The organism is Burkholderia sp. AU31652, from assembly GCF_002223155.1.
Classification (GTDB): domain Bacteria; phylum Pseudomonadota; class Gammaproteobacteria; order Burkholderiales; family Burkholderiaceae; genus Burkholderia.
Window position 1 is genome coordinate 1582625 of the sequence record NZ_NKFG01000003.1, and the last position, 19957, is coordinate 1602581.

Here is a 19957-nt window from a genome sequence, read left to right on the forward strand (position 1 = left end):
GATGGCCCAACCCGTCGAGGTACCGGGCTTTACCCACGTGCGCTCCGTGGGCGGCATCGACGAATACCGTCTGGATGCCAACGGCCTTACCGTGCTTGCCGCGCCCGATTCCGCCGCGACGGTGGTCAGTTTCCAGGTGTTGTACCAGGTGGGTTCACGCAACGAAGCCGCGGGCACGACCGGTGACACTCACCTGCTCGAGCACCTGATGTTCAAGGGCAGCCGGCACTACAACAAGGCGCTCGGCAATTCACTGAACAGCTACATGGAGCGCGTGGGCGCGACCTTCAACGCCACCACGTCGATGGACCGCACCAACTACTTCGGCACGCTCGGGCGCGATGCGCTGGAAGGCTACATCGCGATCGAGGCCGACCGCATGCGCAACCTCCTGCTGCGCCCGGAAGACCTGGCCAGCGAGATGACGGTCGTACGCAACGAGTACGAGCGAGGCGAGAACAGTCCTTTCACCGCCTTGTTCCAGCAGGTCATGGCCACGGCTTACCAGGCGCATCCCTACCACCATCCCACCATCGGCTGGCGTAGCGACATCGAGCATGCGAGCGTGGACAAGCTGCGCCGTTTCTACGACACCTTCTACTGGCCGGACAACGCCACCGTCATCCTGGTCGGCGATTTCCGGCCGGACCAGGCGTTGGGGTGGGTCAGGCAGTATTACGGCGGCATCCCGCGCGCGCCCAAGGCCATTCCCGCTGTCACGACCGAAGAGCCGCCGCAGCAAGGGCCGCGAAGGCTGGTGCTCAAACGCGCGGGCGCAACGGGCAGTCTGATCATCGCCTTCAAGGGGCCGCGCGCGCTCGACCCCGATGCGGCTGCGTTGACCGTACTGGGCCTGGTATTGAGCCAGGGCAAGAGCAGCCGGCTGTATCGCGCACTGGTCGACACCACGGTTGCCACGCAAGCCGGCGCCGGCTTCCATGCGCTGCGCGATCCCGGTCCGTTCGTCGTGACGGTCAGCCTGCCGCCCGACGCGAAACACGAGCAGGCCGAGAAAATCGCCTGGACCGAACTGGAGCGGATCAAGACCGAGGGCGTCACTCGCGAGGATATCCAGCGGGTGCTGGGCCCTTACCGGGCCGATCAGGTCTACCAGCGTGACGGCGTCCGCGCGACGTCCGCCCGATTGGGCCACGCGGTCTCGCTGGGCGACTGGACACGGTTCGTCACCGAGCTTGAAGAACTGGAAAAGGTGACGCCCGCCGATGTGCAGCGCGTCGCCCGCAAGTACCTCGTTGAAAACCAGAGCACCACCGGCTGGTTCGTCCCGGAGAAATCGTAATGAAGCAGGTTCGTTTCAACCCTCTGCGGACGTGGCTCGTGTGGTTCGCCGTGCTATGGCTGCCTGTCGCGGCTCAGGCAGGCATCGCCGAGCGCGTCGTGCGCGCCCAGGCCGGCAGCATCACGCTATTGACCTATTCGATGTCGCCGCAGGAAATGGTCTCCCTGACCGGGGTGATGCCCCTGGGCGATGCCGACACCGCCAGCAAGGCGGCCAATCCCGCCGTGCCGTTGCTGACGGGCATGTTGCTGCAGGAGGGCAGCACCCGTCGCGACAAGGTGGCGATCTCCGCGCTGCTGGAAAGCCTGGGTGCTCAGTTGTCGTTCCAGACCGACGGCGGCTATGTCGGCATACACGGCCAAAGCCTGACCAAGGATTTGCCGACGCTGATCGACCTGATGGCCGAGCAGTTGCGCCTGCCGGCCTTCAAGCCGGAGGAGCTGGCCAAGGCCAAGAGCCGGCTGGAGGCCGCGATCCGTAACGCCGCAGAAAACCCGTCGGCTCGGGCCACCGAGGCGCTGAATCGGTCCATTTACCCCGCTGCCCACCTCAACGCACCGGTGCCGCGCGAACGGATGCTCGACGCGATCGCCGCTGCCACGCTGGACGACATCAAGGCCTTTCATCAAGCCTATTACGGGCCCGCCCACATGACACTGGTCGTGGTCGGCGGCGCGGACCCTCGCCGCCTGCAGTCCATGGTGACCGAAGCCTTCGCGGGCTGGAGCGGGGGCCGGGCACTCGTGCGACAGGGCCCGCCACGCAAAGCAAGCCGGCCCGACACGCAGCGCATCGCCATGGGGGACAAGGAATCCGTCAGCGTGATGCTGGGTCAGGCCATCGACCTGCGCGCCAACGATGCCGACTATCTGCCCCTCAGCGCGGGTATCAACATCCTGGGCAACGGCTTCACCGGCCGCCTGATGGCAGGGGTCCGCGACAAGGAGGGCCTGACCTATGGCATCCGCGCCGGCCTGTCCGGGCTCTCCCTGATGGACGGCGGATTCGTCATCACCAGCAGCTTCGCCCCGCCCCTGCTGAACAAGGGCGTCGCCAGCACGCGGCGGATTCTGGATGCCTGGTGGAAACAGGGCGTGACCCAAGCGGAACTGGATGCACGCAAGGACGGCATGATCGGCCGCCATCAAGTTGCGATGGAAACCACCGGGCAGATGGCCGCCATGATCGCGCAGACGGTGCTCCAGGACCGCCCGCTGAGTGACCTGGACACTTATCCCGAGCGCGTCCGCGCGTTGACCGTCGAGCAGGTCAACACCGCCATCCGCACGTACCTGGACCCCGACAAGATGACGTTGGTGGAAGCAGGCACGTTTGCGGAGAAATAACCGCAGCCTCGCTTCGTTCCGTGCCCCGCCCGGCTTCGGCCGGGCCGCTGCCATCGCACGATCGTGCGTGCGCCTGCGCTGCGCAGAACGCCACGGGATGCGGCTTCCCGCCGACGGTCGCATTCCGACCGGTTTTGATAATCCGCGCCGTTGCCCAGTCCTCGCTCCGGCTGCAGATCCGTGCACGATGCTGCACATGGACCGCGCCGAAACACGCAGAGGAAACGTGCGCGCCGACCGCGTCGGTTTGATGCGGGATGAGGGGCTATCGGCTTACCGTCAACGCCATGTGCGACAAGACGCGTGGCAACTTCCCGAGCGACGAGGCGGCGATCAAGCTGCTCTGGCTGGCGCTGCGCAACGTGCTGGCCAAAACCGTGCGGCCCACCTTCGACCGGAAATCGGCGAAGTGACGGGGATCCACCCGCACGCGTCGCTTCCCGACAATTCCGCCGGAACCGCCCCGTCGCTATGCGAAAATCGCAGCGTCCACGCTCTTCCCTCTCTTCCATTACCCAACGGGGCTCGCATGACCACCCACATCACGATCGAATTCACCGAACACGCAGCCGAAGCTATTGGCGAGCAAACCAGCACCAGCTTCTCCTACGATCAGGGCGCGCACGTACCGCAACCGGGCGACTTCGTCGAGCTCGAGAACTCGCGCCAGACATTTCTCGTGATCGGCCGCGTGTTTTCGCTCAAGGCCAACTACAGCGCCGTCAAACTCGTGCTCGACCTTCCTCCGTCGGACGGCGAGCAGGATTTCGATCAGACGCACTGACGGACGACGAGACGCGTGCCCCGTCACGCGTCCATGATCGCGTTCGCCGCCAATCGCCCAAGCTGGGGCGCCAGGATCACGCCGGGATGCACGACAACGGCATAAACGCCTGCAACACCGGGCAAAAATCCGTTGATCGGCACCCCGTCGCTCGTCATCGGCCGCAACGCCAATTTCGCGGAGAGCGGCGTGAGGGTCGGCGGCTCGGCAAACAGCGCCGAAATGTCCGAGGCCGTACGCACAGCAAGCGCTGCAAGCCCACTGTCCCCCTCTTCCGGAGGATCCGCGGCTGACAGCAGGCTCCCCGACGGGCCGACCCGCACTTCAAGATCCTGTCCATAGAGCAAGTGGCTGATGAGACCGGGCTTGGCAGCAAAACGCATCAACACGGCCGGCTCCTCGCGAACCGGCAACGACACACCGAGGCCTGCGGCAATGGCAACCGCGGAAGCCGCATTCGCCAGAACGACGACATCCGCAGGCACATGCCCGTGCACGGTATGCACACCGACAGCGTGCCCATTGCGCGTGTCGACCGCTTCGACTGCACAACCGCACCGGATCTCCGCGCCGGCCGCTTGTGCACCCGCCAGCAACTGATGCGTGAGGTTGATCGGCTCGACCACGAAATCATCCGGTGCCCATGCGATCAACTCTGGAAGCCGTGCAAGACGCGGCTCCATCCGCGCCACCTCCCGACGCCCCAACGCTTCCATGTGCACGCCCGCCGCGCGCTGCTCGTCGATCAGGGCAGCGGTCCGCGCATCCGAGTCCAGCCAGACAAGTGCCCCGCGCGTCGTCACCGGCAACGAACCCAGCTCACGCTCGAGCCTCGCGAACTCCGGGAGCGCTCCGAGCGTGCGCGAGAATCCGGGCGGGTTTTCAGAAGGAAGCGCGCTGCCGGTACCCACCCAGCCGAACGACCAGTGAGTCACGCCGCCCGCGGGCACCGTCTGCTGTTCCAGCAGCGTGACCTGTGCGCCCGATCGCGCAAGATGCCATGCGGTGGATGCACCGACGATGCCACCACCGATCACGACGACGCGCAGCAGGTTGTGTCCCATGAGTGACATTCGAACGTTACGGGGTTCCGACTATACCGTCCGCCCCGCTTCACCGCTGTGCGGTTGCCTGCCGCCCTTTCGCACCCGGCATCGAAGCGCCGCCTGATCGACATCCGCTGCGCACGACGCTCGGGCTCAAAAAACAAAAAGGCCCGCCATGGCGGGCCGTGCTCGTGCGAGGAATGCGTCACCGCGTGTCCGGAAACACCGACGCCTTCAGGCATCGATCGAACCACAATGCATCGTCTCCATCGCCGATCGGCCACATTTCCGCATCGAGTTGGGGCAGCCCGGCTACCGGCGCTGACGCGCGGTTATCGCCTCCGGACGCCCCCGCACGCATCCACGCCGAGTGCGCGCCACCGGTGTCGCACGCACTCCCATGGGCCTGCGCTTCGCAGTACGCAACGGGTCGCACCTTCCCGCCATCGGCCGTGCTCACCGACCGGTACTGATAGACCGCCCCGGTCGCCCAGTCCTCGCTCTGGCTGCAGACCCGCGCACGATGCTGCACATGGACCGCGCCGAAACATGCGTAGGAAACGTGCGCGCCAGTCGCATCGTCGGGAATGAAGTCGCAGTTTGCATCGAAACCGGTAAGCGGGCCGCCCGTGTATTTCGCGAGCCACTGGCGCTCGGCCTGCGCGCGCGCGATCAACCCTTTGTTCGATTGATCGGCCAGTACGGCGGTGCGCCGATCGATTGCCTTGCGCACTTCGTCGACGGCGAGCGGACGACCTTCGTAATCGGCGTCGAGACGGTTGTTGCGCGCGCTGATCCAGCGGCGCTGGCTGCGCACCAGCATGTCGCGGATCGCCGTGTCCGGTGCGGCCTTCAGCGCACCCGCGTACGCCGAATTCATCCGCGAGTCGGCTGCGCGCAGGATGGAGTTCGCGCAGATGCGCTTCTCGATCGACTGCACGGCTTTCGCGCAATCCATCGCAAAGGCAGGCACCGCCACGCCAACGCCTAGCATGAACATCGAAGCCAAGCCAGCCAGCCGGCGGGCTGGTGCCACTCGAATCCCACGCATGCTTTCTCTCAGTCGGTTTTTCTTGGTCGCGTTGCCTCGATGCGGCATCGCGCATCATGGCCTGTCGTGCCCGGGCGGCGTCATTGCATTTCGCCGAACGCAGCTTCCACGCCACACCGCGCAGCGCCGCTCATGGTACGCGCGCCTGCACGAACGCGCACCACCAGGCACGACACGTCCCGGTGTTCCTTCGCAAGTGACGGGATCTCGATCGACTGGACAACGGCCACGCACGCCCGAACCCGGCATGCGCATTCGGTGCCGACGGTCATGAACGACCGTCGGCGAGAGGATCCGGCAGGCGGCGGCCGCACATCGTCGCGCCGAATGCACGATCGGCCGACCCGCGCCGCTTCACGGCGCCGACGCCCGACGGGTTGGCCGCCGCGGTCGGTCCGCCGCGAAACCGTTACTTCTTTTCCGGCTCCGACGCGCCCGGCTGCTTGAACGGGAACGTGCTGAACATCGACTTTGCCTGGTTCTGCATCTGCTCCTGCATCTGCACGAACATGTTCTTCGACTGCTCGATGTAGCTGGTCATCATCCCTTGCATCATCGGCGCCTGCATGTTCATGAACTGCGACCAGACTTCCGGATTCATCGCATTGCCTTCGTACAGGTTCTTCGACTGATCCGCGAGCTTGTTCTGGATGTCGATGAACGCCTGGATGTTCTTTTCCAGGTACGTGCCCATCATGCCCTGCATCGCATGCCCGTAGAAACGGATGATCTGCGACAGCATCGACGACGAGAACATCGGCACGCCGCCGCTTTCCTCTTCGAGGATGATCTGCAGGAGGATGCTGCGCGTGAGGTCTTCGTTGGATTTCGCATCGACGACCTTGAAGTCCTCCTGCTCCAGCACGAGTTGCTTCACGTCGGTCAGCGTAATGTACGTGCTTGTCTCGGTATCGTAGAGCCGACGGTTCGGGTACTTCTTGATGAGCCGTTCGGCCGTCTTCTTTGTAGTAGTCATGTAACGCCTTTGAGTGCAGCGTAGCGGAAGTGACGAATCCCCGCCGCCCGAATCCGGGAGGCGGGGGCCTTCGGAAAACGCCCGGCTGCGCGGCCACCCGGCCCGCGCAGCGCGGACGCTCAGCCCATGTGCAGGCCGCCGTTCAGCGAGAAGTCTGCGCCCGTCGCGAAGCCGGAATCGTTCGACGCGAGCCACGCGACGATCGAACCGATTTCCTCCGGCCCGCCGAGACGCCGCACCGGAATCGTCGCGACGATCTTCTCGAGCACGTCCGGGCGGATCGCCTTCACCATGTCGGTGCCGATGTAGCCCGGCGACACGGTGTTGACCGTCACGCCCTTCGTCGCGACTTCCTGTGCGAGCGACATCGTGAAGCCGTGGATGCCGGCCTTCGCGGTCGAGTAGTTGGTCTGGCCGAACTGCCCCTTCTGGCCGTTCACCGACGAAATGTTGATGATCCGGCCCCAGCCGCGTTCGACCATCCCGTCGATCACCTGCTTCGTCACGTTGAACAGGCTCGTCAGGTTGGTGTCGATCACGGCGGTCCAGTCTTCGTGCGTCATCTTGCGGAACACGACGTCGCGCGTGATGCCCGCGTTGTTGACCAGCACGTCGATCTCGCCGACTTCGGCCTTGACCTTGTCGAACGCTTCCTTGGTCGAGTCCCAGTCTCCGACGTTGCCTTCCGACGCGATGAAATCGTACCCGAGCGCCTTCTGCTCCTCGAGCCATTTCACCCGGCGCGGCGAGTTCGGGCCGCAACCTGCGACCACCTTGAAGCCGTCTTTCGACAGGCGCTGGCAGATGCTGGTGCCGATGCCGCCCATCCCGCCCGTTACGTACGCAATTCGCTGAGACATAAATCTCACTCCATTTTTTGGTTTCGAGAGCTGCCGGAGGCCCCCTCTGACTTCACGTGACGCCGGCCGAAGCCGCAATCGGCCGGCACACGAATTCGGTTCGCTCGTGGCGAACGACCGCTGACGGACTGCCGGTTACGGAGGACCGCTTACGGACGCTCGACCGCGAGCGCGACACCCATCCCGCCGCCGATGCACAGCGACGCCAGCCCGCGCTTCGCATCGCGCTTGGCCATCTCGTGCAGCAGCGTCACCAGGATCCGGCAGCCCGACGCGCCGATCGGGTGGCCGATCGCGATCGCTCCGCCGTTCACGTTCACCTTCGACGTGTCCCAGCCCATCTGCTTGTGCACCGCCAGCGCCTGCGCCGCGAATGCCTCGTTGATCTCCATCAGGTCCAGGTCGCCCGGCGTCCAGCCCGCGCGCTCCAGGCACCGGCGCGATGCCGGCACCGGGCCCATCCCCATCACGCTCGGATCCACGCCCGCGTTCGCATACGCCTTGATCCGCGCCAGCGGCGTCAGGCCGAGTGCCGCCGCCTTCTGCGCCGACATCACCAGCACCGCCGCCGCGCCGTCGTTCAGCCCCGACGCGTTCGCCGCCGTTACCGAGCCGTCCTTCGAGAACGCCGGCTTCAGCCCGGCCAGCGATTCCGCCGTCACGCCGTGACGCACGAATTCATCGGTGGCGAACTGCAGCGGCTCGCCTTTGCGTTGCGGAATCGCCACCGGCACGATTTCATCGTCGAAGCGGCCGGCCTTCTGCGCGGCTTCCGCCTTGTTCTGCGACAGCGCCGCGAACGCGTCCTGCTCTTCGCGCGTGATCCCGTATTCCTTCGCGACGTTCTCCGCCGTGATGCCCATGTGGTACTGGTTGTACACGTCCCACAGGCCGTCGACGATCATCGTGTCGACCAGCTTCGCGTCCCCCATCCGGAAGCCGTCGCGCGAGCCCGGCAGCACGTGCGGCGACGCGCTCATGTTCTCCTGGCCGCCCGCGATCACGATCTCCGCATCGCCCGCGACGATCGCGTTCGCCGCCAGCATCACGGCCTTCAGGCCCGAGCCGCACACCTTGTTGATCGTCATCCCCGGCACTGCCGTCGGCAGCCCGGCCTTGATCAGCGACTGCCGCGCCGGGTTCTGCCCGGAACCGGCCGTCAGCACCTGGCCCATGATCACTTCGCTGACCTGCTCGGGCTTCACGCCCGCACGCTCCAGCACCGCGCGGATCACCGTCGCGCCCAGCTCGGGCGCCGCAATCTTCGCAAGCGAGCCGCCGAATTTGCCGACCGCGGTCCGCGCGGCCGATACGATCACTACGTCCGTCATTTCCCTTTCCTCCAGGCCCGCACGACACGGCGCATCGCTACCGGCCCTGTTAAAAAAACTGCGGTGCACCGGACAGCCTGCGCCGCTGTCCGGTTTTCGTCAATCGCGCTGCAATACGTAGCGGCCCGGCGCCGGCTCGATCACCGGGAACTGCGCGGTACCGGGCTGGGCGGGCGGCTCCACCTTGCGGCCGCCGTACTGGTCGAGCCATTCGACCCAGGTCGTCCACCAGCTTCCCGGGTGCTCGGTTGCACCGGCGAACCAGTCGTCCGCCGATTCGGGCAGGTCGCTGTCGTTGACCCAGTAGCTGCGCTTCTTCTTCGCCGGCGGATTGATCACGCCCGCGATGTGCCCCGACGCGCCGAGCACGAACTTCAGCGGGCCCGACAGGATCGACGTCGACGCATAGGCCGTCTGCCACGGCACGATGTGATCCTCGCGCGAACCGTAGATGAAGGTCGGCACGTCGATCAGCGTCAGGTCCACCGACTCGCCGCACACGGTCAGCGCGCCCGGTTCGCGCAGCTTGTTCTCGAGATAGGTATTGCGCAGGTACCACGCGTACATCGGCCCCGGCAGGCTCGTCGAATCGCTGTTCCAGTACAGCAGGTCGAATGGCGCCGGCGTGCGGCCCTTCAGGTAGTTGTCGACGACGTAGTTCCACACGAGGTCGTTCGGCCGCAGGAACGAGAACGTGTTCGCGAATTCGACGCCGCGCATCAGCCCCGGCTGCGTACCGTTCTTGCCGCCGATGGTCTGCTCGCGCATCTGCACGTGCGCCTCGTCGACGAACACGTCGAGAATGCCGGTGTCGGTGAAGTCGAGCATCGCGGTGAGCAGCGTCATCGACGCGGCCGGATGTTCGCCGCGCGCGGCAAGCACGGCGAGCGCGGTCGCGAGCATCGTGCCGCCGACGCAGAAGCCGAGCGTGTTGATCTGCTCGCGGCCGCTGACCTGCTGCACGGCGTCGATCGCCGCGAGCAGCCCCTCGTTCATGTAGTCGTCCCACGTCTTGTGCGCGACCGATGCGTCCGCGTTGCGCCACGACACGAGGAACACCTGATGGCCACTCGACAGCGCATGCGCGACGAGCGAATTCTCGGGCTGCAGGTCGAGGATGTAGAACTTGTTGATGCAAGGCGGCACGATCAGCAGCGGCCGCTCGAACACCTTGTCCGTCTTCGGCGTGTACTGGATCAGCTGGATCAGGTCGTTCTCGTAGACGACCGCGCCTTCGGTACACCCGAGGTTCTTGCCGACCACGAACTGCGATTCGTCGGTCTGCGAAATCTTGCCGCGCTGCATGTCGCCGAGCAGGTTCATCATCCCTTGCCGCAGGCTTTCGCCCTGCGTTTCGAGGATCGATTTCTGTGCGTCGGGATTGAGTGCGAGGAAGTTGCTCGGCGCGGCCGCGGCCGTCCATTGCTGGACCGTGAAACGAATGCGCTCGCGCGTCTTCGGATCGGTCTGCAGCGCGTCGGCCAGCTCCTGCAGATAGCGCGCGTTGAGCAGATACCAGGCCGCCGCGAACGCATGCGCCGGCGACGCCTTCCACGCATCGCCGCTGAAACGGCGGTCCTTCAGCTCGGGCGACTCGAGCTTCGCCGCGGCGGCCTGCTGCATCAGCGCCATGCAATCGCGCGCGTAGTCGGCCTGCAACGCCTGCAGCCGCTCGGGCGGAATCGCGGCGGCCGGCAGCTTCAACCCGGCGAACGGCGACGCCATCGCGCCGAAATCGGGCATCGACGGCATCTGGAACGGGAACGATGTCGGAAACTGGAATGTCGCGAACGGATTCACGGTGGCCGACGCAGTCGCGGCGCGTGCCGGATCTGCAAAACCGCGCCACGCGTTCAACCACGACTCGAACATCTGCTGCATCGGCTGGGCGGCCGGATCGAAACCAATGCTGCCCGGGGAAGTGCCCGCCTGAGCGGACGTCGACGATTTTTTCGATGCTGTCATTACCTGCCTTACCGGTGATTCGTGAGCGTCTATCGTGAAATCCTGCTCGCGCGCGGCGTGCCGGCTGCGAGCCGGGCCGTCATGCTCTGGAGAGGCGTCTCCAGATTCTGCCGCAGTGCGGTATTTTTATCATTATCGTTTTCCCCATGTGAAGCGCCATGTCAAACCGCTGAACATTTCCGTACGGAGATAATCCTCGCACAACAGACGGGACAAGGGTTCCGGCGAAACATAAAACATTTTGGTTGACTTGACTTCGGGATTTTTCATTCACTCGCGCATCCAGTGCGGCATAGCGGCCGAAATATCGAGATAACCCGATTTTGCGGCGCACCAAAATCCACGCGCATGCGCATTCCGTCAATCGGCCAGCCAGATCGCTGCTGCCATGCGGCCCGTCACGCGATCGCGCCGGTACGAATAGAAGCGCGCCTGCTCGGTGACCGTGCAGGCCGTCCCACCGCTCACGTGCGCAACGCCCGCACGCGCGAGACGCAGGCGCGCGAGCGCATAGAGATCGGCGAGAAACTTGCCGGGCGCGCCATCGATCGCGACGAACGCAAGCCGGGTTTCATCATGCTCCGACTGCGGGGCCGTGTCGAGAAACGCGTCACGCACGTCGGCGCCGACCTCGAACGCCCGCGGGCCGATCGCCGGCCCGAGGTATGCATGCAGCGCGTCCGTCGCACCGCCCGCGAGTGCCGCGACACGCGTCGCGGTCTGCTCGACGATGCCGGCCGCCAGCCCGCGCCAGCCCGCATGGGCTGCGCCGACGGCACGGCCCTGCGTGTCGCACAGCAGCACGGGCAGGCAATCCGCGACCATCACGACGCAGACGGCACCCGCCCGGTCGGTGACGCTCGCGTCGGCCTGCACCGGCGCCGTCGCCATCGGCGCCGCCGCGATCACCTCGTCCGCACGCACGATCTGCGCGCCGTGAACCTGCTCGAGCCACGCAGCGCTCGACTGGCCTGCCAGCGCCAGCAAGCGTGCGCGATTCCCTGCCACATGGGCCGGGTCGTCACCGGTATGCAGGCCGAGATTCATCCCGCCCGGCAGCGCGTCGCCGCGCTGCCAGCGCCCGTACGGGCCTTCGCTCACGCCGCCGTCACGCGTCGTTATCAGCGCGCGCACGCGCGGCGACACCTGCCAGTCGGGCTGCACGCAGTCCTGCCACGTCAACGGCGCCAGGTTCGTCATCGGCACTCACTCCTCCTCATCGTCCAGGTCCGGCTCGTCATCGTGATACTCGCCGCCGAAATCGTCATCGTCGTAGACACCGTCATCGTCGTCGAATTCCTCGTCGCCCTGCCCGAAGCCGAGCGCCGCGACGAGTGTGTTCATGTCGTCCGGCAGCGGGCAGCGCCATTGCATCGCCTTGCCCGTGACCGGATGCACGAGGCCGAGCCGCCACGCATGCAGCGCCTGTCGCGCGAAGCCGTCCGGCAGCGGCGTGACCGAGCGCTTGCCGCGCGCACGGCCGTACACGGGATCGCCGAGCAGCGGATGCCCGGCGTGCGCGCAGTGCACGCGGATCTGGTGCGTGCGACCGGTCTCGAGATCGCACTGGATCGCCGAAACCGGCTGACGTTGCCACAGGCATGTGTCAACCGTGCGGAAATGCGTGCGCGCGGGCTTGCCCGATGCCCCCGTGACGACGGCCATGCGCGTGCGTTCGCGCGGATCGCGGCCGATCGGCGCGTCGATCGTGCCTTCCTCGGGCATCGTGCCCCACACGAGCGCGAAATAGCGGCGCTTCACCGTGCGCGCCTGCAGCTGGCGCACGAGATCCGTCTGCGCGGCCAGCGTGCGCGCCACCACCATCAGGCCCGACGTTTCCTTGTCGAGCCGGTGGACGATCCCTGCGCGCGGCAGGCCGGCCGCCGCGTCGCCGTAGCGATGCAGCAGCCCGTTGAGGATCGTGCCGCTCCAGTTGCCGGCGGCCGGATGCACGACGAGGCCGGCCGGCTTGTTGATGACGACGAGCGCGTCGTCCTCGTAGATCACGTCGAGCGGCACCGGCTCCGGCGTAAAGGCAAGCTGCTCGGGGAGCAGGTCGGGCACGAGTTCGATCTTCGCGCCGAGCGGCACCGGCTGGCGGATCTTTGCCGGCGCGCCGTCGACGAGCACGCGCTGCGCCTCGATCCAGCTCTGCAGGCGGCTGCGCGAGAATTCGGGGAACAGTTGGGCGAGCGCCTTGTCGAGGCGTTCGCCCGCGAGCGACATCGGCACTTCGACGACGCGCGGCGCTTCATCGACCGCCGCGGACGGCACGACGGGCGGCTGCATTGCGTCGCCGATCAGATCGTCATCGAGGGAATCCCCCGAGGCGGCGTCGGCGGGCCGATCGCTTGGGCTATAATCTTCGCGATTTGGTGTGCCCGGCTGGGCATTCTGCGAACTTGAACGGGTCATTTAGACTGGGTCACCGAGACTTGAAGCTAGGACATGCGAGCATGATGAATTCGACCAAACGCACGGCCAGAACCGTCGCCGCCCGGGCTGCGGCGGTAGCGGCCGCGGCCCTCATCGCCGGCTGCCACGGCTTGCCGCAGAAGCAGGACGAGACGGCTACCTGGTCGAACAACAAATTATACTCAGAGGCCCAGGACGCACTGTCCGGCGGCGACTGGGGCAAGTGCGCGAAATATTTCGAATCGCTGCAAGGTCGCGATCCGTTCGGCCATTTTGCGCAGCAAGCACAGATCAACGTTGCATACTGCAACTGGAAGGATAACGAAGCGGCCTCCGCCGACCAGGCCGTCGATCGCTTCATCCAGCTCCACCCCGATCATCCGGATATCCCGTACGCGTACTACCTGAAGGGGATGATCCACTTCAACGACGATCTCGGCCTGTTCGGCCGCTTCTCCGGCCAGGACATGAGCGAGCGCGATCCGCAGGCCCTGCGCGAATCGTACGATGCGTTCAAGGTCGTCGTCGACCGCTTCCCGAAGAGCAAGTACGCGCCCGACGCCGCCGCGCGGATGCGCTACATCGTCAACGCGCTCGCGTCGCACGAAGTGCACGCGGCCGACTACTACTACCGGCGCGGCGCCTACGTCGCGGCCATCAACCGTGCGCAGCTCGCGATCAAGGACTACAAGGGCGCCCCGGCGATCGAGGACGCACTGCACATCATGATCCTGTCGTACGGCAAGCTGAACCAGCCGGAACTCGCCGAGGACACGAAGCGCGTGCTCGCCGGCACGTTCCCCGACAGCCCGTACGTCACGGGCCACTCGCGCCCCGGCACGAAGAAGTCGTGGTGGCAGTTCTGACGCAAGCAGCGTGCAGCACGCGCTGCACGAACAAAAAACCCGGCCATCGAGCCGGGTTTTTTATTGGCGCCGCATTCGGGCGGCGCCGGTGCAATCGCGCGACGATCGCCGCACGCAACGTCACGTGCGCTTTGCCGAACGGTGCTCGTCGAAGAAGTCCTGGACGACCGCGATCTCGCGGGTCCGCTTGAACGGCGGCAGGCTCTGCCAGATCCGGCGCCCGTAGGGCTTGTCGACGAGCCGCGTGTCGCAGATCATCAGCACGCCGCGATCCGTCTCCGCGCGAATCAGCCGGCCCGCGCCCTGCTTCAGCGTGATCACGGCCTGCGGCAACTGGTGCACGGCGAACGGGCTCAGCCCCTTCTTCGTCAGCGCGTCGAGCCGCGCGGCCAGCACCGGATCGTCCGGCGGCGCGAACGGCAGCTTGTCGATCACGACGAGCGACAGCGCGTCACCGCGCACGTCGACGCCTTCCCAGAAACTCTGGCTGCCGACCAGGATCGCGTTGCCATACGCACGGAAACGGTCGAGCAGTTCGGTGCGGCTTGCATCGCCCTGCACGAGCAGCGGCATGTTCCAGCCGCGCGATTCGATCACGTCGCGCAGCTTCGACGCGATCCGGTCGACCGCGCGCAGCGTCGTGCACAGCATGAACACGCCGCCACCGGACGCCTCGATCGCCGGCAGCGCGGCGTCGAAGACGGCATCGGTAAACGCCGGCGAAGACGGTTGCGGCAGGTTGCGCGGCACGTACAGCAACCCTTGCGACTGGTAGTCGAACGGGCTCGCGAGCGTCATCGAGCGACGCGAGCTGAGGCCCATTTGTGCCGCATAGTGCGTGAAGTCACCGCGCACCGACAGCGTGGCCGACGTGAACACCCAGGCACGCGGCACGCCCGCGCGCTGCTTGGCAAAGATCGGCGCGACCGACAGCGGCGTTTCGTGCAGCTGGACCGTATGCGCGAACACTTCGACCCAGCGCACCTTCTCGTTCGGATCGCCGTCGGATGCCGCCTTGTCGCCGGCCGCGGTTGCGTCGGCCTTCGCCGCCGCTTCCGTCGCGCCGGGTGCGACCCAGCCGGCCAGCAGGTCCTGCAGCTCGCGTGCGCGCCGCAGGCACGCGCCGAGCGATTCCGCCCGTTCGGCCTGGCTGGCAAGCGCCGACGCCAGCGCGTCGAGCGCAGCCTCGAGCGCGTCGAGCGCACCGAACATCGGGTGATCGTCGCCGAGCTGGGCGAGCGACATGCGGACGATCTGGTCGTTCGCGAACGCCAGGCGCAAGTCGCGCGCCGCGCGCTCGAGATCGCCGCCGAGCTTCACCCACTCGACCGCGTCGCGTGCATGGCTCAGGCCTTCCGCCACCGTGTCGCGGGCGAGCTCGAGGATCTGCGTCGTCGACAGCGTTTCGCCGAAGAACAGCGTCGCCGTTTCCGGCAACTGGTGCGCTTCGTCGAAGATGACCGTGTTCGCGTTCGGCAGCAGCTCGGCCATCCCCGTATCGCGCAGCATGATGTCCGCGAAGAACAGGTGGTGGTTGACGACGACGACGTCGGCCTGCTGCGCCTCGCGCCGCGCCTGCATCACGAAGCAATCCTTGTAATGCGGGCATTCCTGGCCGAGGCAGTTGTCGCGCGTCGACGTGACCATCGACCACACGGGCGCCGTTTCCGGCACGCTCGCGAGCTCGGCCTTGTCGCCGCTCTTCGTGATCTTCGCGAAGCGGACGATTTCCTGCAGATACGCCGTATCCTGCCGCGACGGCAACCGGCCGTTGTCGGCCGTGCGTTGCAGGTAGTAGTGGCACAGGTAGTTGGCCCGGCCCTTCAGCATCGCGACCGACACCGGCACCGCCAGCGCGTTGCGCACGGTCGGGATGTCGCGCGCGAACAATTGGTCCTGCAGGTGTTTCGTGCCGGTCGACACGATCACCTTGCCGCCCCACAGCATCGCAGGCACGAGGTACGCGTAGGTCTTGCCGGTACCCGTGCCGGCCTCGACGATCAGCGTGTTGTCGCCGGCATCGCCGTCGACTTCGGCTGCCGCGGCGGCGTCCGCGCCCGTTTCGGCCGCCTTGTCGCCGTCGCCGAGGCGACGTGCCGGCCGCTTGCGGGTTTCGAAGATCTCGGGTTCGGGCATCCGGCGCGCGGACGCTTCCATCGCGGACGCGACGGCGCGCGCCATCTCGATCTGCGACTGTCGCGGCCGGTAGCCGTCGAGCGCACGCGCCAGCAATCCGCCTTCGCCGAAGATCGTGTCGAGTTCGTCGACGCGCTTGCGGCTCAGCTCAAAGGTGCCTTCGGGCGCACGAGCGCGCCCGGCGGGCGACACGTCGCGCCGGGCATCGGGGGTGGCTTCAAGCGGTGAATTCAAGGCAAGCGTTCCTGTGTCCAGCGCCCGGGCGGCGCCGGCGCTTGCCAGGCCGCGCTCAGGCGCGCTTATCCGGTTCCAGCTGCGATTGCAGCAAAATGATTTTGTCCTTGGCCGCCAGCTTTTCCTTCTTCAGCCGGTGCAGCGTGATGTCGTCGATGTCGGAGTGCCCTTCCTTCAGCTCGATCTCCCGAGCGAGCTGCTGGTGCTGCTCCTGCAATGCAGCCAAACGGTTGTGCAATTCCTGCTGCTGTTCCGTGTGACGGTTTTGCATACTTGCCTCCTCATCGAAGCAGCGCGCCGACTGGCGTGCCGGCGCGCCCGAGACTGATCTCGATCAATCCAACACGTTACTGCCCCTGCTGTTGCTTCTGCTGCGCCTTCTCGGCCGCTTCCTTCTGACGCTGCTCGACATCGGCCTTGTGCTGCACGGCTTCCTTCTGCTTCTGCTCGTAGCGCGCGGCGTTGTCCGCCCGCTCCTGCGCCTTCTGCGCGGCCTGCTGGTGCGCCTGGTCGAGCTTGCGCTGGAAGTCGCCCTGCTTCTGGTCGTATGCCTGCTTGTTCGCCGCGCGCTGCGGCCCTTCCGCGCCACGCTGCGCCTGCTTCAGCGCATTCTGCTCCTGCTTGTCGCGGAACGCAGCCGCGTTTGCCGCATCGTTCGCCGCGCGCTGCGGTGCTTCCGCCGCGTTCTGCGCCGCCTTCAGCGCCTGCTGCTGGTCGCGCTGCTGCGCACGCACCGCCCGCTGCTCGTCGTTGAGTGCGAGCTGCTCCTGGCGGATGCTCGCCCGCTCGTCGCGCATCTTTTCACGCGCCTTGCCGAGACAGTGATTGACGAAGAACTTGCTGTAGCAATCGTGCTCGGCCACCGCATAACGATAATCGTTTTCTGCGGAGCGTTGATTGAGCACTTTTTGACGGGCGTCGAAATCCGGTGCGGCCGTGGCCGTCACGGGCGCCGCCGCGGCGGCGGCCGGCGCGGTTGCGTCCGAAGCTTGCGCGAACGCGCTGGAAGGCCCGGCAGACAAAGCCGCGGCGAGCGCTGCGCCGAGCGCGACGAGAGAAATTCGGGAAGTTGGCAACGTCGTAGGAAAGCTGCGGGACATGTGTCAAATTCTATCACCCCCGGCTGGGCGCTCCGCCATTTATGGCAAAATGCCCCGCTTCACTCACCCGCGGCATCCGGCCCGTCGGGCCCGCCACGCAGCCCGCCGCTTCGGGCCTGCCGGCCCCCGCCGCGATTTCAGCAGGCAGATCATCCACGACATGACGGAAACCGTAGCACTCAAGATCGTACAGCACATCGCCACCGAACTGTCCGTCCAGCCGCGCCAGGTCGCGGCGGCCGTGCAACTCCTCGACGAAGGCTCGACCGTTCCGTTCATTGCCCGGTACCGCAAGGAAGTGACCGGCAACCTGGACGACACGCAGTTGCGCCAGCTCGAGGAACGCCTCCTGTATCTGCGCGAACTCGAGGATCGCCGTGCGTCGATCCTGTCGAGCATCGACGAACAGGGCAAGCTGACCGACGAACTGCGCGCCGCGATCGACGCGGCCGACAGCAAGCAGGTGCTCGAAGACCTTTATCTGCCGTACAAGCCGAAGCGTCGCACGCGTGCGCAGATCGCCCGCGAAGCCGGCCTCGAGCCGCTCGCCCAGGCGCTCCTCTCGAACCCGCTGCTCGACCCGCAGGCCGAGGCAGCCGCGTACGTCGACGCCGACAAGGGCGTCGCCGACATCAAGGCCGCGCTCGACGGCGCGCGCGACATCCTGTCCGAACAGTTCGGCGAGACGGCCGAGCTGCTCGGCAAGCTGCGCGACTATCTGCACAACCAGGGTGTCGTGTCGTCGGCCGTCGTCGAGGGCAAGGAAAACGAGGAAGGCGAGAAATTCCGCGACTATTACGACTACGCGGAAACGATCAAGACCGTGCCGTCGCACCGCGCCCTCGCGCTGTTCCGCGGCCGCAACGCGGGCGTGCTGACGGTCAAGCTCGGGCTCGGCGAAGAACTCGACGCGCAGGTGCCGCATCCCGGCGAGGCGATGATCGCGCGCCATTTCGGCATCGCGAACCAGAACCGCCCGGCCGACAAGTGGCTGTCCGACGTATGCCGCTGGTGCTGGCGCGTGAAGGTGCAGCCGCACATCGAGAACGAGCTGCTCACGCAATTGCGCGAAACGGCCGAAACGGAAGCGATCCGCGTGTTCGCACGCAACCTGAACGACCTGCTGCTGGCCGCGCCGGCCGGCCCGAAGGCCGTGATCGGTCTCGACCCCGGCCTGCGCACGGGTGTGAAGGTCGCGGTCGTCGACCGCACCGGCAAGGTGCTCGCGACCGACACGATCTACCCGCACGAGCCGCGCCGCGACTGGGATGGCTCGATCGCGAAACTCGCACGCATCGCCGCGCAGACGCAGGCCGAGCTGATCAGCATCGGCAACGGCACGGCGTCACGTGAAACCGACAAGCTCGCGGGCGAACTGATCGCGAAACACCCGGAGCTGCGCCTGCAGAAGATCGTCGTGTCGGAAGCCGGCGCTTCGGTCTATTCGGCATCCGAGCTGGCCGCGAAGGAATTCCCGGAGCTCGACGTGTCGCTGCGCGGCGCCGTCTCGATTGCACGCCGCCTGCAGGATCCGCTCGCCGAGCTCGTGAAGATCGAGCCGAAGGCCATCGGCGTCGGCCAGTACCAGCACGACGTGAACCAGCGCGAACTCGCCCGCTCGCTCGACGCGGTCGTCGAGGACTGCGTGAACGCGGTCGGCGTCGACGCGAACACCGCGTCGGCCCCGCTGCTCGCCCGCGTATCGGGCCTGAACGCGACGCTCGCGCGCAACATCGTCGACTACCGCGATGCGAACGGCCCGTTCCCGTCGCGCGAGCACCTGCGCAAGGTGCCGCGCCTCGGCGACAAGACCTTCGAGCAGGCCGCAGGCTTCCTGCGCATCAACGGCGGCGAGAATCCGCTCGACCGCTCGTCGGTGCACCCGGAAGCGTATCCGGTCGTCGAGCGGATGCTCGCGAAGATCAGCAAGCGCATCGACGACGTGCTCGGCAACCGGGAAGCGCTGTCGGGCCTGTCCCCGACGGAATTTGTTGACGACCGTTTCGGTCTGCCGACCGTGCGCGACATCCTGTCCGAACTGGAGAAGCCGGGCCGTGATCCGCGCCCCGAATTCAAGACCGCGACGTTCCGCGAAGGCGTCGAAAAGGTGTCGGATCTCGTGCCCGGCATGACGCTCGAAGGCGTCGTGACGAACGTCGCCGCGTTCGGCGCGTTCGTTGACATCGGCGTCCACCAGGACGGCCTCGTCCACGTATCCGCGATGTCGACCAAGTTCATCAAGGATCCGCACGAAGTCGTGAAGGCCGGCCAGGTCGTCAAGGTGAAGGTGATTGACGTCGACGTGAAGCGCCAGCGCATCGCGCTGACGATGCGCCTCGACGACGACGCGGCGGCGCCCGGCATGTCGTCGCGCGGCGGCCAGGATCGCGGCAACGCGGGGCGCGGCGCGGCCCGCCCGCAGCAGCGTTCGCGCGAGCCGGAACCGGCAGGCGCGATGGCCGCGGCATTCGCGAAGCTGAAGCGCTGAGCACCCGCAAGCCCCTGCGCGACAGATAAAAAAGCCCGCCGAAAGGCGGGCTTTTTTAC

General features: G+C 66.4%; 17 protein-coding genes. 6 read left to right on the forward strand and 11 right to left on the reverse strand.

Annotation, left to right across the window (positions count from 1 at the left end; genetic code table 11):
* Position 1 precedes the first annotated feature (1 nt).
* The 4 genes from CFB40_RS09885 to CFB40_RS09895 all read left to right on the forward strand — a co-directional run bounded on the left by CFB40_RS09885 (position 2) and on the right by CFB40_RS09895 (position 3430).
* Positions 2-1300, forward strand: coding sequence for a M16 family metallopeptidase (locus tag CFB40_RS09885; RefSeq protein WP_256976620.1), 1299 nt, complete (start codon positions 2-4; stop codon positions 1298-1300).
* Positions 1300-2646: a M16 family metallopeptidase gene (locus tag CFB40_RS09890; RefSeq protein ID WP_089431150.1), complete on the forward strand. Its 1347-nt coding sequence runs from the start codon at positions 1300-1302 to the stop codon at positions 2644-2646. The genes CFB40_RS09885 and CFB40_RS09890 overlap by 1 nt, the downstream gene beginning before the upstream one ends.
* 287 nt (positions 2647-2933) lie before the next feature.
* On the forward strand, positions 2934-3059 hold the full coding sequence (locus CFB40_RS39040) for a hypothetical protein (RefSeq protein ID WP_256976657.1): 126 nt from the start codon (positions 2934-2936) through the stop codon (positions 3057-3059).
* A 116-nt stretch (positions 3060-3175) separates the two neighbouring features.
* The gene (locus CFB40_RS09895; protein WP_069248086.1) at positions 3176-3430 is read left to right on the forward strand and encodes a hypothetical protein; all 255 of its coding nucleotides are present in this window, start codon (positions 3176-3178) and stop codon (positions 3428-3430) included.
* Positions 3431-3453: 23 nt separating this feature from the next.
* On the opposite strand, the gene CFB40_RS09900 is transcribed toward CFB40_RS09895, so the two are convergent.
* The 8 genes from CFB40_RS09900 to CFB40_RS09935 all read right to left on the reverse strand — a co-directional run bounded on the left by CFB40_RS09900 (position 3454) and on the right by CFB40_RS09935 (position 13074).
* Positions 3454-4494: an NAD(P)/FAD-dependent oxidoreductase gene (locus CFB40_RS09900; RefSeq protein WP_179255057.1), complete on the reverse strand. Its 1041-nt coding sequence runs from the start codon at positions 4492-4494 to the stop codon at positions 3454-3456.
* Between the two features lie 187 nt (positions 4495-4681).
* Positions 4682-5476, reverse strand: a complete 795-nt coding sequence (locus CFB40_RS09905; protein WP_256976621.1) for a lysozyme inhibitor LprI family protein — start codon at positions 5474-5476, stop codon at positions 4682-4684.
* A 460-nt stretch (positions 5477-5936) separates the two neighbouring features.
* Complete coding sequence (gene phaR, locus CFB40_RS09910) at positions 5937-6503, reverse strand: polyhydroxyalkanoate synthesis repressor PhaR (protein WP_006485265.1); 567 nt, start codon at positions 6501-6503, stop codon at positions 5937-5939.
* A 119-nt stretch (positions 6504-6622) separates the two neighbouring features.
* Positions 6623-7363 (reverse strand): 3-ketoacyl-ACP reductase, encoded by a 741-nt coding sequence (locus CFB40_RS09915; RefSeq protein WP_027784565.1) that lies wholly within the window; start codon positions 7361-7363, stop codon positions 6623-6625.
* A 149-nt stretch (positions 7364-7512) separates the two neighbouring features.
* Positions 7513-8694, reverse strand: coding sequence for an acetyl-CoA C-acetyltransferase (locus tag CFB40_RS09920; RefSeq protein WP_089425549.1), 1182 nt, complete (start codon positions 8692-8694; stop codon positions 7513-7515).
* Positions 8695-8793: 99 nt separating this feature from the next.
* The gene (locus CFB40_RS09925) at positions 8794-10659 is read right to left on the reverse strand and encodes a PHA/PHB synthase family protein (protein ID WP_089431152.1); all 1866 of its coding nucleotides are present in this window, start codon (positions 10657-10659) and stop codon (positions 8794-8796) included.
* A gap of 360 nt (positions 10660-11019) precedes the next feature.
* Positions 11020-11859 carry a peptidoglycan editing factor PgeF gene (pgeF, locus tag CFB40_RS09930; RefSeq protein ID WP_089425932.1) on the reverse strand — a complete coding sequence of 280 codons (840 nt, stop codon included), beginning with the start codon at positions 11857-11859 and terminating at the stop codon, positions 11020-11022.
* A gap of 6 nt (positions 11860-11865) precedes the next feature.
* Positions 11866-13074 carry an RluA family pseudouridine synthase gene (locus tag CFB40_RS09935; RefSeq protein ID WP_089431153.1) on the reverse strand — a complete coding sequence of 403 codons (1209 nt, stop codon included), beginning with the start codon at positions 13072-13074 and terminating at the stop codon, positions 11866-11868.
* A 41-nt stretch (positions 13075-13115) separates the two neighbouring features.
* On the opposite strand from CFB40_RS09935, the gene CFB40_RS09940 reads away from it, so the two are divergent.
* Complete coding sequence (locus CFB40_RS09940; RefSeq protein WP_089431154.1) at positions 13116-13940, forward strand: outer membrane protein assembly factor BamD; 825 nt, start codon at positions 13116-13118, stop codon at positions 13938-13940.
* A gap of 120 nt (positions 13941-14060) precedes the next feature.
* Here CFB40_RS09940 and CFB40_RS09945 read toward each other — a convergent pair whose 3' ends face one another.
* The 3 genes from CFB40_RS09945 to CFB40_RS09955 form a co-directional block, all read right to left on the reverse strand.
* Positions 14061-16310: an ATP-dependent DNA helicase gene (locus tag CFB40_RS09945; RefSeq protein WP_089431155.1), complete on the reverse strand. Its 2250-nt coding sequence runs from the start codon at positions 16308-16310 to the stop codon at positions 14061-14063.
* Positions 16311-16365: 55 nt separating this feature from the next.
* Positions 16366-16581 (reverse strand): YdcH family protein, encoded by a 216-nt coding sequence (locus CFB40_RS09950; protein ID WP_006478692.1) that lies wholly within the window; start codon positions 16579-16581, stop codon positions 16366-16368.
* 76 nt (positions 16582-16657) lie between these two features.
* Positions 16658-17410 carry a hypothetical protein gene (locus CFB40_RS09955; RefSeq protein ID WP_089425553.1) on the reverse strand — a complete coding sequence of 251 codons (753 nt, stop codon included), beginning with the start codon at positions 17408-17410 and terminating at the stop codon, positions 16658-16660.
* Between the two features lie 160 nt (positions 17411-17570).
* Here CFB40_RS09955 and CFB40_RS09960 point away from each other — a divergent pair, with 160 nt between their 5' ends.
* Positions 17571-19898: a Tex family protein gene (locus tag CFB40_RS09960; RefSeq protein ID WP_089431156.1), complete on the forward strand. Its 2328-nt coding sequence runs from the start codon at positions 17571-17573 to the stop codon at positions 19896-19898.
* Positions 19899-19957: the final 59 nt, after the last annotated feature.